The sequence below is a fragment of the Paucilactobacillus nenjiangensis genome (genome assembly GCF_005405445.1).
GTDB classification, from domain to species: Bacteria; Bacillota; Bacilli; order Lactobacillales; family Lactobacillaceae; genus Paucilactobacillus; species Paucilactobacillus nenjiangensis.
In genome coordinates this window covers 1-13953 of the sequence record NZ_BJEB01000059.1, presented here as the reverse complement: position 1 = coordinate 13953, position 13953 = coordinate 1, and the positions used below count along the sequence as shown (strand labels likewise).

At 39.0% G+C, this 13953-nt stretch carries 14 protein-coding genes and 3 pseudogenes; 2 read left to right on the top strand and 15 right to left on the bottom strand.

Annotated elements, in window-relative coordinates; genetic code table 11:
* Positions 1-146: 146 nt before the first annotated feature.
* The 7 genes from frr to FFM59_RS08235 all read right to left on the bottom strand — a co-directional run bounded on the left by frr (position 147) and on the right by FFM59_RS08235 (position 5576).
* Positions 147-710 carry a ribosome recycling factor gene (gene frr / locus FFM59_RS08265; protein ID WP_137602569.1) on the bottom strand — a complete coding sequence of 188 codons (564 nt, stop codon included), beginning with the start codon at positions 708-710 and terminating at the stop codon, positions 147-149.
* Positions 697-1434 carry a UMP kinase gene (gene pyrH / locus FFM59_RS08260; protein WP_137602568.1) on the bottom strand — a complete coding sequence of 246 codons (738 nt, stop codon included), beginning with the start codon at positions 1432-1434 and terminating at the stop codon, positions 697-699. Before pyrH ends, frr begins: the two co-directional genes overlap by 14 nt.
* Before the next feature lie 83 nt (positions 1435-1517).
* Positions 1518-2396 (bottom strand): translation elongation factor Ts, encoded by an 879-nt coding sequence (gene tsf, locus FFM59_RS08255; protein WP_137602567.1) that lies wholly within the window; start codon positions 2394-2396, stop codon positions 1518-1520.
* Positions 2397-2506: 110 nt separating this feature from the next.
* Entirely contained in the window at positions 2507-3298 is a 792-nt protein-coding gene (rpsB, locus tag FFM59_RS08250) for a 30S ribosomal protein S2 (protein ID WP_137602566.1), read from the bottom strand.
* A 154-nt stretch (positions 3299-3452) separates the two neighbouring features.
* Positions 3453-4451, bottom strand: coding sequence for a D-2-hydroxyacid dehydrogenase (locus FFM59_RS08245; protein ID WP_137602565.1), 999 nt, complete (start codon positions 4449-4451; stop codon positions 3453-3455).
* A 95-nt stretch (positions 4452-4546) separates the two neighbouring features.
* Entirely contained in the window at positions 4547-4831 is a 285-nt protein-coding gene (locus FFM59_RS08240; RefSeq protein ID WP_137602564.1) for a GIY-YIG nuclease family protein, read from the bottom strand.
* Positions 4821-5576, bottom strand: a complete 756-nt coding sequence (locus FFM59_RS08235; RefSeq protein ID WP_137602563.1) for a tRNA1(Val) (adenine(37)-N6)-methyltransferase — start codon at positions 5574-5576, stop codon at positions 4821-4823. Before FFM59_RS08235 ends, FFM59_RS08240 begins: the two co-directional genes overlap by 11 nt.
* Before the next feature lie 108 nt (positions 5577-5684).
* Between FFM59_RS08235 and FFM59_RS08230 the strand changes: the two genes are divergently transcribed.
* Positions 5685-6314, top strand: a complete 630-nt coding sequence (locus FFM59_RS08230; RefSeq protein WP_137602562.1) for a lysophospholipid acyltransferase family protein — start codon at positions 5685-5687, stop codon at positions 6312-6314.
* Between the two features lie 46 nt (positions 6315-6360).
* Here the strand turns inward: FFM59_RS08230 and FFM59_RS08225 are convergent, their stop codons facing one another.
* The 4 genes and pseudogenes from FFM59_RS08225 to FFM59_RS08210 form a co-directional block, all read right to left on the bottom strand.
* Positions 6361-7536 (bottom strand): MFS transporter, encoded by a 1176-nt coding sequence (locus FFM59_RS08225; RefSeq protein ID WP_170175970.1) that lies wholly within the window; start codon positions 7534-7536, stop codon positions 6361-6363.
* Positions 7526-9940 (bottom strand): annotated as a pseudogene (locus FFM59_RS08220) (beta-glucosidase). Before FFM59_RS08220 ends, FFM59_RS08225 begins: the two are co-directional and overlap by 11 nt.
* 204 nt (positions 9941-10144) lie before the next feature.
* Entirely contained in the window at positions 10145-10372 is a 228-nt protein-coding gene (locus FFM59_RS08215) for a YneF family protein (protein WP_137602560.1), read from the bottom strand.
* An 86-nt stretch (positions 10373-10458) separates the two neighbouring features.
* Positions 10459-10710, bottom strand: coding sequence for a DUF896 domain-containing protein (locus tag FFM59_RS08210; RefSeq protein ID WP_137602559.1), 252 nt, complete (start codon positions 10708-10710; stop codon positions 10459-10461).
* A gap of 160 nt (positions 10711-10870) precedes the next feature.
* Between FFM59_RS08210 and lexA the strand changes: the two genes are divergently transcribed.
* A complete protein-coding gene (gene lexA / locus FFM59_RS08205) occupies positions 10871-11515 on the top strand; it encodes a transcriptional repressor LexA (protein WP_137602558.1) in 645 nt (214 codons plus the stop codon).
* A 72-nt stretch (positions 11516-11587) separates the two neighbouring features.
* Here the strand turns inward: lexA and FFM59_RS08200 are convergent, their stop codons facing one another.
* The 4 genes and pseudogenes from FFM59_RS08200 to FFM59_RS10205 form a co-directional block, all read right to left on the bottom strand.
* Positions 11588-12757: a hydroxymethylglutaryl-CoA synthase gene (locus FFM59_RS08200; RefSeq protein ID WP_137602557.1), complete on the bottom strand. Its 1170-nt coding sequence runs from the start codon at positions 12755-12757 to the stop codon at positions 11588-11590.
* A 61-nt stretch (positions 12758-12818) separates the two neighbouring features.
* Positions 12819-13250: a hypothetical protein gene (locus FFM59_RS08195; RefSeq protein ID WP_137602556.1), complete on the bottom strand. Its 432-nt coding sequence runs from the start codon at positions 13248-13250 to the stop codon at positions 12819-12821.
* A 58-nt stretch (positions 13251-13308) separates the two neighbouring features.
* Positions 13309-13638: pseudogene (locus FFM59_RS08190) on the bottom strand (DUF3021 family protein); the annotation flags it as partial.
* An 86-nt stretch (positions 13639-13724) separates the two neighbouring features.
* Positions 13725-13835: pseudogene (locus FFM59_RS10205) on the bottom strand (LytTR family DNA-binding domain-containing protein); the annotation flags it as partial.
* Positions 13836-13953 lie beyond the last annotated feature (118 nt).

Below are 13953 nucleotides of genomic sequence, written 5' to 3'. Positions count from 1 at the left end.
AACGGAGAAACTAGCAGCTTGATGTTAATGATTGTGAAATTCTAGGTCATCAGTACTTCTTGACAAAGAACCAAAAATACAAAAAAAGAAGTCATCCCCAACAAAATGTGAGCATCACTTCTTTATCAATTAAGCTATATTAACGCTTAACCTTGCATTAATTCTTTTTCTTTATCTGCAGCAATTGCATCAACTTCTTTGATTCCTGAATCAGTAATTTTTTGAACTTTATCTTCAAGTTCATGGAATTCATCATCATTGAAATCGCCAGCTTTGTTACCTTTTTTCAAATCGTCCATTGCTTCGCGACGAACATTTCGAACGGCAACTTTTGCTTTTTCAGCTTCTGCCTTAACGTCTTTAACCAATTCTTTACGACGTTCTTCAGTTAACTGAGGAATTGATAAACGAATTGCACTACCATCATTGGCTGGATTTAAGCCTAAATCTGAAGCGTTAATGGCTGTTTCGATATCGCCTAAAATTGATTCATCAAATGGCGCAATCATTAACAAACGTGGTTCTGGAATGGTAATTGAAGCTACCTGATTAATTGGTGTTGGAGCACCATAATAATCAACCATTACGCGGTTTAAAATACTAGCGTTAGCACGACCCGCACGAATATTACCTAATTCGCGAGAAAGAGCTTCGCCTGATTTTTTCATTTTGTCTGTTGCACCATCTAAAATTTCTTTACTTGTTGCCATCATTATTCCCCCTGACTGTTGTGCCGATGTTTTCGCCTTCGACTACTTTCATAATATTACCAGTTTCGTTCAAATTAAACACTACTAATGGAATATTATTGTCCATCGATAACGAACTTGCAGTTGAATCCATAACATGTAAATTATTTTGAATAATTTCTAAATGAGTCAAACTATCATATTTGACAGCTGATGAGTCTTTATTAGGATCAGCATTGTAGACACCATCCACACCATTCTTAGCCATTAAAATGGCATCAGCATTGATTTCAGCTGCGCGAAGGGCTGCTGTGGTATCAGTTGAGAAATAAGGACTACCTGTGCCACCAGCAAAAATGACAATTCTACCCTTTTCAAGGTGACGAACGGCCTTGCGGCGAACATAAGGTTCAGCAATTTGACGCATTTCAATAGAAGTTTGAACCCGAGTAGGTACACCAATCGATTCCAAACTATCTTGCAATGCCAATGCATTCATCACAGTGCCTAACATCCCTACATAGTCCGCCTGGGCACGTTCCATCCCCATTTGAGCACCGGCTTCTCCACGCCACATATTGCCACCGCCGACAACAATCGCGATTTCAACCCCTAACTCATGGACCTGTTTTAATTCTTCAGCGACTTCTTTAATGACTGGTGGATTAATGCCAAAACCACGATCACCGGCTAGCGCTTCACCACTTAATTTTAAAATTACTCGTTTATATTTCACATCTGTCATGTGTTTGTCCTCCTGCAGGAATATCTCGAAATTGAAATCTCATTCAGAAAAAAAGACGTACTAAATGTACGCCAATTTTTTAACTAGCCTTTGATTTGACCCATAACTTCTTCAACGAAATTATTGGCCTTCTTTTCGATTCCTTCGCCAACTTCGTAGCGAACGAATGTCTTCAATGAACCATTCTTTGATTTAACGTATTGTGCAACAGTCATGTCTGAATCTTTAACAAATGCTTGATCTGCTAAGCTGATTTCTGCCAAGAACTTGTTAACACGTCCAGCAACCATTTTTTCAACGATATTAGCTGGCTTGCCTTCGTTCAAAGCTTCTTGAGTTAAGACTTCAGTTTCGTGTGCAAGACGGTCTGCAGGAACGTCATCACGTGAAACAAATTCTGGATTAACAGCAGCAACGTGCATAGCAATATCTTTGGCAGTTTCTGCATCAGCACCTTCAATAAGTACCAAAGCACCAATACTTCCACCCATGTGTAAGTATGCGCCAAAGTTTTCGCTATCAGTCTTTTCGAGAATTGCAAAACGACGAAGTGACACTTTTTCACCAGTTTGTTGAGTTGCAGTGATTAATTCATCATTCAAAGTACCTTTGTCAGTACTCAATGCTAAAGCAGCTTCAACATCAGCTGGAGCATTGGCAACAAGAACATCAGCAATATGGCTAAGAAGGTTCTTAAAAGTTTCACCGGCTGCAACGAAATCAGTTTCTGAGTTCAATTCAACGATAACAGCCTTGTTACCATCAACTTTGATACCAGTTAAACCTTCGGCTGCAATACGATCACTCTTCTTGGCTGCTTTAGCAATCCCTTTTTCACGAAGAAAATCGATTGCCTTGTCAATGTCACCTTCAGTAGCAACGAGGGCCTTTTTTGCGTCCATCATTCCTACACCAGTTTTTTTACGTAAGTCCATAACTTGGGCTGCTTTAATGTCTGCCATTTTATGTTTCTCCTTAGAATATATAATTATTTTTGCTTTTAAAAAAAGACTGTCCCACTTGCTCAGGCCAATATGGTCCTACTTGCAAATGAAACAGCCTAAGGTTTTAATTATTTTTCAGTTGTACCTTCAACGGTAGCTTTTAAACCGGCAAGGTCTGCGCCAGAAACTTCTTTGTTAGCTTCTTCTTCAGCTTGAACTTGTTCAGCTTGGTCGTCAACGCCTTGGTTACCTTCGATAACAGCATCTGCCATCTTAGCAGTAATCAAACGAACGGCACGAATAGCATCGTCATTTGAAGGAATGATAACATCAATGTCATCAGGGTCAGTATTAGTATCAACCATGGCAACGATTGGAATGTTAAGCTTTTGAGCTTCCTTAACCGCAATTTGTTCCTTGTGTGGATCAACAATGAACATTACGTCTGGGATACGTGGCATGTCTTCAATCCCACCCAAGAATTTTTCAAGTTTTTCACGTTGCTTAGTAAGCAATGAAACTTCTTTCTTAGGTAAAACATCAAAGCTACCATCTTCGCTCATGCTCTTAAGTTGCTTAAGATGCTTGATACGAGTTTGGATTGTGTCCCAGTTAGTCAATGTTCCACCTAACCAACGATGGTTAACGTAGTATTGACCGGCACGTACAGATTCTTCTGCAACGGCTTCTTGAGCTTGCTTTTTAGTACCAACAAAAAGAACAACACCACCATCAGCAGCGGTTTCCTTAACGAAGTTGTAAGCTGAATCGATCATTTTAACAGTCTTTTGTAAATCAATGATGTAAATACCATTACGTTCTGTAAAGATGTATGGCTTCATCTTTGGATTCCAACGACGTGTTTGGTGTCCAAAATGAACACCGGCTTCTAACAATTGTTTCATGCTAATAACTGACATGAATAGTACCTCCAAAAAAGTTTTTTTCCTCCCCAGGCATCTCATTTGAGTTGAGAACTCTTACGAGCAACGCTCTTCTCATCAATCCTAGGTGTGAATTGGCGCTTTTGCACCGAAAATTAGTATACCGAAAAATGGGCTGCAGTGCAAGCTTTTAATTAAAAGTTACCAAATTATCAGCCGTGCCTGTTTGGATGAGTGACAGATTATTATCAAGCCCACCGTTAACCATATTTTTAACCGCCACATCAGTAAAGAATGCTGTATGTGGTGAAACTAATACATTTTGTCGAGCGGTTAAATTTTGGAAAACTGGGTAATCAATGGTTTTACCACTGAAATCTTGATTAAATAAACGCGTCTCTTCTTCCAAAACATCTAAGGCGGCGCCGGCAACTTTTCCACTGTCTAACGCATCAATGAGTGCTTGTTCATCAATCAATGGCCCACGAGCGGTGTTGACAATAAAGACTCCGTCGTTCATTTTTTGGAATGCAGCTGCATTTAACATGTGTTCTGTTTCGGGGAACAACGGAATGTGTAATGAAATCACCGTCGCTTGATCATAAATCTCGTCTAAAGTATCTACGTACAACCCTTGTGCCTCAACATCAGGATTATGGAACTTATCATAGGCAATGACTTTAGCCCCGAAACCTTGGAAAATTTTGATAGCACTTTGACCGATATGCCCCGTACCAATCACACCGACAGTTTGCTGATTTAGTTCTTTAGAAATCTGTGGTGCCCAACGGAAATCTTGGTTAGCAGCTTTGGCGTTATATTCTTTAGTCCGTCGCAGCAGATTCATTAATTGGGTAACGGTAAATTCAGCAATTGCTTCTGGTGAATAGACTGGTACATTCGTAACTTTAATGCCAAGTTCTTTCACTTTAGCTGGGTTTAAGTTATCAACCCCAACGTTACGTAATGACAAATACTTAATGCCAAAATCTGACATAGTTTGAAGTGCAGCGTCAGGATATTGGATTTGCTGGAACGCAACAACGCCGTCATATCCTTTGGCTTGTTGGATTGATTGTTCATCCAATAGAGCAGTTACCGAAGTAACTTCAACATCTGGATGTTGTGTAGCCCAATCCTTAACAAATGGTTGTTCATCGTCTCTAATACCGTAAGCAATAATTTTCATCAGTTAATTAACCTCCATATTTGTTCCAATGTTTTCAGCAACTAAGTTAATTATATCAAAGCTTGTTGCTTGACTGAAACAAAAAGGCACCGCTTTCACTGATATTTTTGCCAATTAATCTGGTGGTCATTTAAAAAATGCTCTTTCGCCAATCGGGATTGGTGTTTGAACTGATACTCCGCCTTCATTGCCTCTGATTTAGAATCAAATCGTTGTGAATAAATTAAATGCAATGGATGCCGACTTTTAACCCGGGTGTATTTAGCCCCTTTGCCTGCTTCGTGAGTTTCAAATCGTTTCAGGACATCATCCGAATAACCACCATAAAAAGTATTATCTGCACAGTAAAGAACATAAAAATAATAGGCTTTATTTTCCATACAGCATTTCCTTTACTTGCGGAGTATATTCATTTTGTTGATCAGCCACCACGATGGGTTCAATAATTCTGACCCCCCCGGGTCGACCATCACGAATGGCTTCGATTAACACCATGTTCGCTTCTCGTCCTGGTTTAGGATGGATAAATTGAATTCGTTTCGGTGCCATTCGGTATTTCCTAAAAATATCAAAAATCTCGGTTAACCGATCAGGTCGATGAACCATATAGCCTCGGCCATTGGTTTTTAATAAACCACTCATCACCGACACAACCCCGTCTAGGTTGGTCTTTAATTCATGTCGCGCAATCGCCAAATATTCATTAGGATTCTTCTTACTATCGGGTAAATCTGTAAAATATGGCGGATTACAGAGCACAATATCTACACTATCTTTATCAATCTTCGAGTACAAATCGGCAATATCAAGATTTAAAACAGTGTATTGTTCCTCGAGTTGATTGAGGATGACACTCCTTTGGGCCATGTCCGCTAACCGCGGTTGAATTTCCACTTCAGTAAAATGAGATGGAATTTTAGAATGTAAAAATAATCCTACTGCCCCGTTACCGGCGCACATATCGACTACTTTTAAGCGAGGTTTTTTGGTGGCTGGGACAAAATTAGCCAGTAAAACTGCATCCAACGAGAAGGAAAATACCTCGTTGCTCTGGATAATTTGCACGTCCTGACTATATAGTTGATCAATTCTTTCATTTGCTTGTAATAAATCTTGTTCTTGCATTCTCATTTCCTCTTGTCAAAGTAACTTGCAACTCTCTTATTTTTCTTGCATACTAAACATGTGCTACAGATAAACAAGCACATAAACTAATTTAGGAGAAACAACCTAATGTTCTATTCATTTTTACGTGGATTGGTTAGAATTCTATTATATATTCTAAACGGAAAGCCCACATATTTAAACAAAGAAAATTTACCTGAAGGAAATTATATCTTAGTTGGCCCTCATCGTACATGGTTTGATCCAGTTTATTATGCGTTAGCTGGATCACCCAAAAAGTTCAGCTTCATGGCTAAGCAAGAATTATTTCAAAATAAATTCTATAAGTTCGTCTTAGATCATATGTTTGCTTATCCAGTTGATCGGGCTAATCCTGGCCCATCAGTGATTAAAACACCGGTCAATTATCTCAAAAAAACTGATTTATCGACAATTATTTTCCCCAGTGGAACCCGCTATTCAGAGCAAATGAAAGGTGGAGCACTGGTAATTGCTAAATTAGCTGGGGTACCATTGATTCCCACTGTCTACCAAGGTCCAATGACATTCAAAGGGCTTTTGACAAGGAAGAAAACTACCGTAGCCTTTGGTAAACCCATCATGGTTGAGAAAAAAGTTAAGCTTGATGACGATGTACAAGCAGATTATGAACAACGCCTCCAACAAGCCTTTGATAACTTAGACCATCAAATTGATCCAGGTTTTCACTATGTGTTACCCGTTAAAAAAGAAAAATAAACCAAGAGCACTCGACGAAAAATAAAATTCTCGTCGAGTGCTCTTTTTATGAAGACGGATTTTCTTTGATGAATAATGTCAGCAAGCCTACTACTCCCATTAAGATTCCAACAATCGAGAGTACTGCTTGGGGCTGATGATTACCCACCATATTTTGCACTAAATTCAGTGCATACGGCGTTAAAATCACACCAACATTAATCCCAACAATCAAGACGGCTGACGAAAAGGTCTCATGACCTAAACCAGCAATTGATGCGGATTGCGCAAATAAGTATGGTCCAACCAATGACGTCGTTAAGCCGGCAAATGCTGCCATCAAATATGTGAAAATCATTTGGCGCGAAATTGTCATCCCCATAATCGCCAGTGCGGCCCCAATCAAGCCAATCGGCAAGATAAAACGGGCTAAGACTTTATGCAATTTACCATATAAAGCACCACCGACCATGGTCGCAAATCCTAAAATTGCTAATCCAATTGTCGCTTGAAATTCATTGCCATACCCTGAGCCAACCACTAAATCAGCAATTTTTACCACAACCGTGGTTGAGACAAACATACTAAACATCACCAACAAAAACAGCACTATCAACTTGGGACTAAAAGGATTCCGCTGTATTTCTTGATCGGTTGTACTTTCACTGGTGCTTTGCTCCTGCAGAGAATTTGGCATTTTTCGTGTGCCCCATAAGAAGATCACCAAAATCGGCACCGTAATCAAATAATACAAATTAACCGCTCTCCAACCAATGAGCACGAGTCCTGCGGTGATAATAAACATTACAATATTGCCTAACGAGGTGATTGCCCGTTCATAACCTAGCAATCGCTGCCGCTCATCCCCATCAAAATATTCACTAATCATACTGTATGCAAAGGCATTAAACAGTCCCACGCCCATTCCCAGTAATAATCTGGCCAGGTACAGTATCCAAAAGCTAGGTGCCAAATACGAAATCACACCCGCCACAAATATCGTAATCATTCCCGTTGCGACGACTTGGCGTTCCGTAAACCACTGTGTAATTTTGGTACTGAGTAAAACAAAAATTAAGACGGTCACACTTGGAATGGTCACCAAGCTTTCTATTTGCGTGGCGGAAACCGTGTTGAATTCTTGTTTTAATCCCGGAATCGAACCCGCAATAGCATTCGCACTAGTTAACAAAATTGAGATGGATAAAATACTGGTTTTAAATCCAATTTGATTATTTTTCATCAATTTGTCCTCCCAACGATGCTTTGACATATTGATGATTGGCCAACGAAATCAGCCGATTGACCATTGTCAAACTCAGTTTCCCTGATGATTGTTGCGCCAATCGAATGATTGGTGTGTCCAAAATAATCGTGCGCATAAACTTTGCCTCTGGACTAGTTTTATCCGGAATCTCCTTCAATAATTGCTTAATCATGAGGTTGGTATAATTTTTCACCAAAATGGAATAGTTTTGCATTTCAGCTGGAGTACTCAAATAATTAAATGCCCCAGCCTTAACTTGATAATTAGTGTCAAAATCTAAGCCACTCATGGTTTTAAAATCATCAATTTCAACCTTTACAGCGGATGGTTGCAAGTACCATTTGGGAAAATTATTACCACTTTTTTCTTGCCCAGCGACTGTCACTGCTTGGACAAATTGAATATCATCGACGCTGGTTCCCACAAAGATTTGTTGGCTACTTTCAAATAATCGCCACTCTTGATTTATTTCCGACCAAGCCTTAAACGCTTGCGATGGTAACTCAAAGAAGACCTCTTGAGTTTCATGAGGTGCCAATTTAATTTTTTTGAATGCCTTTAATTCTTTGGCGGGCCGCTTTTCATTGCTACTATTATGATCTCCAACGTACAACTGAATTACTTCACTCCCAGTGTGTTGGCCGGTATTAGTCACTGTCAAACTCACCTGCACCTGTCCATTTGCTGCCAGTTCGGTTGAATCAACTTTAAAATCTGTCAACGAAAATTGGGTGTAACTTAAACCATAACCAAATGGAAAAGCCACCGTCACTTTTGCCTTATCGTAATAACGATACCCTGCGTAAATACTTTCAAAATATGGTGCCTGCCGACGGTAACGTCCGTAAACGTCGGAGGAAGGCACATCCTGGTACTTGATTGGATAAGTTTCAGCTAATTTACCGCTAGGATTAACCTCTCCACTTAATAAACGAGCAACTGCCTGACTAACCTCCTGACCCGCTAGGTAAACATTTAATAAACCTTTAATTGAGTCAATAAACGGTAATTCTACAGGCGCGCCAGCAACCAAGACCACCACGATATTTTTATTAACTTGGCTCAAACGTTCAATTAATTTAATTTGATTAGCTGGTAATTGCATAGTTTTGCGATCAAAGCCTTCAGATTCATCTGCTTCGGGTAATCCCATGACCACAACCACTTTTTTCACTAATTTTGCCTGTGCCACAGCCTGTGAGACTAACTCTTCCGCGACTTGGCCATCTAACTGGTACCCTTGTTCATAGCTAAACGCCTGTTGAAATTGTTGTTTCATACCTTCCAAGATTGACGTGTGATGAGTCGCATTGATATGCTATGAACCCGCACCTTGGAATCTAGTTTCTGCCGCCATTTCACCAACTAATAAGATTTTTTCATCTGTTTGTATCGGTAAAATGTCTTCTGCATTTTTTAATAAAACGGCAGAAGCTTCGGCCACCGTTTGTGCCAACTTTGCATTAGCTGTTAGCAATTCATCAAGATTACCAACAAATTTAGGACGTTTGCGTTGAGCAATTGCGTCAACTTTGTTTGCAGCGCGTTCGAGGTCTGCTCTCTTCAATCGTTGTTCTTCGAGTGCAGTTAAAGCTTGTGTATCAAACATATGTGCACTGCTTGGCATTTCCAAATCTGTGCCCGCCTGAATACTCTTTGTCTTATTATTCAGTGCGCCCCAATCTGTGATGACAGCTCCGTCAAAACTCCATTGAATTCTTAATACGTTCGTCAGTAAATAACTATTCTCGCTAGCATAAATTCCATTAATTAAATTGTATGAACACATGATACTTTCAGGTTGCGATTCTTCAATCACAATCCGAAAGGCTTCTAAATATAGTTCTTGCAACGCCTGAGCATCCACAACAGAATTTGAAACTAACCGTTCATTTTCTTGACTATTGAGTGCGAAATGCTTTACACAAGCTCCGATGCCCACGCTTTGAATTCCAGTGACCCATGCTGAACCCAGCATGCCAGACAAATATGGATCCTCACTGAAATACTCAAAGTTTCGTCCACATAATGGATTCCGTTTGATGTTAACCCCCGGTCCCAAAACAACATCGACATCCCGAGCATTAGCTCCCTGGCCAATTGCCGCACCAATCTGATTGACTAAGTCCAAATTCCAACTTGACGCCACTGCACTTGCAGTCGGAAAACTGGTATTCGGCAAACTATCATTAATTCCCAAGTGGTCTGAATCCAACGCCTGAAATCTTAAGCCATTTGGTCCATCACTCATTCGAAAGCTGTTGATTGACTTTTGGTCGATGGATTCTGAATTCCAAAAATCTTTGCCTGACGTCAATTTAATCAATTCAGCATTCGTTAAACTTGCTATTCTTGCGTTATCCATAAGCAACTCTCCCATTGTTAATGTAACCGCAACCATAAATTACCCAAATTATACAAAGTTTGTAATTTTTGAGCAAGAATAAAGCAATTATTGCTAATTTACGTTACAAAAAGGGAGTAAAACTTATGGAATCGATTCAAAAAAACGTTTGTACAGAAAAAGGTCTGTGAAACAAAACGTTAGTTTCGTCACAGACCCCTTTAAGTTTTAAAGAATCGCTTATTTACTCTTCTTTGATTGTTGTTGCATTGCTTGCATCATTTGGTGAAGCTTCTTAGCAGAAGGCTTCTGACCCATTTGTAACATCATTGTGCTAAGCATTTCTTCATTGATTGGTGGGTTATCTTGTAGATATTTTTCCATGTACTTACGTGCACCGAAGAATCCACCAACGACACCAATAACTAAAGCTACTACAATTAATAAAATCCAAATGCCAGTAGACAAATTGAATCCCCCTTTTCTAGTTCAATATCTTATGATACTCAATATTCGCCGTGATTGAAAGTAAAATTTTAGATTTGCGTCAATTATTAATCGTCACGCAAGCCTTTATCTCTTTGAATTTTTTTAACTTTTTCTGGTGTAACCTCTTTACCAGATTTATCGAAGACTTGCATCATCTCCACTTGGCTTCTAAAAGATTCTTTAAAATTAGCCAAAAACTGTTTTCTTAATTTTTGTCGTTCGATTGCTTCTTCTTCAGTTAAACCTTCTTCTTTGTCCTTGCGCGACAGTTGATTGATTCGTGCTGTCAATAATTTACGTTCTTTATCCGTTGCCATTTTGCACCTCATTATTTTACATTTTGTCTGTTTTGATAATACTCAATTTTAGTCAATTCTTCAAGTTTGATAAATTATCTTAAAATACACGAACAAGTGTTTGATTAGCGACATAAACTATGGTATCGTTAACATTAGATAAAAAAGCGGGAGTGTCGACATGTCAAAACAAGGAGAAACAAAACAATTAGCAGTACTTAATTTTATCCATGAACGCGTTGCTAATCATGGGTACCCACCCACTGTGCGCGAAATTGGAGAAGCCGTAGATCTTTCATCTACTTCCACCGTGCACGGTCATATCAATCGTTTAATTAAAAAAGGATACTTACAAAAGGATCCTTCCAAACCACGTGCTATTGAAATTACCCCTGATGGTCTGGCACTGTTAGGCATTTCTAACGTGGTTACCCCTTCTTTTGAAGAAGAGAAGATTCCAATGTTAGGGGTAGTTACTGCCGGGGCTCCAATCTTGGCGGTGGAAGAAGCCACGGATTACTTCCCAGTCCCACCTACGATTCATAACAATGAAGATTTATTTATGCTCACCATTCGTGGTGAAAGTATGATTAACGCCGGTATCCTTAACGGCGATAAAGTCATTGTTCGTAAAATGGCGAGCGCCAAAAATGGCGACATTGTGATTGCCATGAATGATGACAATGAAGCAACTTGTAAACGATTCTTTAAAGAATCCGATCACTTCCGTTTACAACCAGAAAATGACACTATGGCTCCAATTATTCTCAAGAATGTTTCAATTCTTGGACTTGTTGTTGGCCTGTTCCGAGACGATATTTACTAATTCAATAAAAGCCTGCATCGTTAAGATGTAGGCTTTTTGTATACAGCAAATTATTATTTTTGTATATTACAACTAATTTGATTGAATCTGATAGATTCTTTTTTGATCTTGTATGCTCGCTAAGACAAATTGATTAGGGTCTGTATCCAGATTTAATGAAATATCGGCCGTATTCATCCCCAGTTGACTATTAAAAATTGATTCATATTCAGTGACGGACACTTTGGTGCGGTTCGCTAAATTAGCTTCAATTTGTTGACTACTGAATGCATTTTCAAATCCCGGTTGTAATTTGACTGGATAAAATTCACCCTCAGCACCTGATCCATAACTAAACAAACCTAACTTATCCCCGGCCTTAACGTTACCGTTAGCCAACAGAGAAATTAAACTCAAGTATAATGATCCCGTATATAAATTACCAACTTCTCGATTTAACTGCTGACTGGCTGTTAACTGTGCCCTTAATTGTTCAGCAATGGCACTGTGGTCTTCACCTAGCAATGCTTCCAACGCTTTTTTGCCCATCTTCGTAAAGGGCAAGTGAAATGCCAATGCGGTAAAGTCAGTTAATTGGTCATTTGTCAGTTGTTGATACCGTTTAAATGCATCCAAGAACATTTCAATGTAGACATTGGTAGAATATTTACCATCAACAATCGCTTCAGTAGCTCCCAAAGGCCGCCAAAAATCCATCACATCTCGTGTAATCGGTACACTAGGATTTTCAATCGTCAAAATTCGCGGATTGGCTTTAACCAACATCGCCACCGCTCCGCCTCCTTGTGTCACTTCACCAGGCGTATTTAAGCCATATCGCGCAATATCGGCGGCAATGACTAGGACTTGTTCATCTGGATTAGCACTCACCAATCCTTTAGCTGCTTGAATTGCCGCGGTTCCAGCGTAACACGCTTCTTTAAATTCAATTGTCCGCACAAAATCATCCAACCCTAATAAAGTTTTCACGTAAATGGCCGATGCCTTTGAATTATCAATGCCTGATTCCGTCGCAACAATCACGGTGGTAATTTTAGCTTTCTCTGTTTCAGTTAAAATTTGTGCTACGGCACTTGCCCCCATGGTCACGATATCTTGGGTAGGAGCAATAACTGCCTGCTTTGCTTGCCCAATTCCAATTAAATATTTATTAGGATCTACGCCACGAGCTTCAGCAAGCTCCACCAAATCTAAATATAGTGATGAAGTGGAAAATCCAATTTTATCAATTCCAATTTGCATCTAAATGTTCTCCTTGTCGATTAATTCATCATTACATTTTAGCACCAATTGAACGGTTAAACTACTTTGGTTGTTCAATCACTATGTCCCAACTGCTCAACTGTGCGACTACCTCTTGACGAGTTTCTGCCGTAATTGTCCATTGGTCAATGGTCAATGCATCATTGGCGCATGTTTGATAATAGCCAAACCATTCAAAATCTAATCGACTCAACTCTTCGGCAGTTAAACTAGCCTTCGTACGCGACACTTCATTTTCTTCCATCAAGGTTTTAATCTTTTGATATTCTACTAACTTAGCATCTAATGAATCCTGACTAAATAAATAGATTGGCTCAGGCCAGAGGGTAAAGTCACCCTTATCTTTTGGATAAATGGCCAAAGCATATCCCTCTTCAACGACCCGCTGAATTCGATCAGCAGTCAATTTTATGGAGCGAATCTTTTTGGTTAATAAATTTTTGGTTTGAAAGTTATATTCTTCGTTATTCATCTGCGCCACCTCATTAGTAGTTTATCATGTTTACTAAACAAATAAAAAAATCATTCTTTTATTTGCGAGGATAATTTTTTCTTCGTTTGACCTGTTCGTTGATGGCAGTCACATCCAAATAAATCCAAATACGAAAACCAATCCAGATTAATAGGTAAATAATTAAGAATGAAATAATTCCTTGTTTCCAATCATCCAAGAAACTGATGGGATAGACCAAGTAAGCAATCAATACTGCCAAACTAGTCAGTATAAAATGTGCAATAATTCGTAAGGTGAAATTACCAAAATCCATATCTAACACTTTTGAAATCATCCCTATAATTCCACTCATTACTAAAATAATTATTATATAAAACGTTTTAATTGTGACAGTGTTCCACCCGAATAATAAGCAAAAAACGAATGTCGTTTAACCAATTAATATTGCAATAACCGCACGTCTGATTAAATCTTTTATCGTATTGATCTTAATCACATCCCTAATTTAAATTTTAAATCTGGTAAATATTTTCTACTTACACCTATTTTTACGGAATGACTTAAAATGGCAACCATATTGCCAGAAAATCCCGCTTCTAAACTATCTGGTCCCCTGTCAATAAAATAGACAATTTAATATAGAAACTTTTTTGTCCTATGCCACGACTAAATTTTGAATTTGAGTTTGATACTCATCTTCAAGTTGCTTTGGTGATTTGAA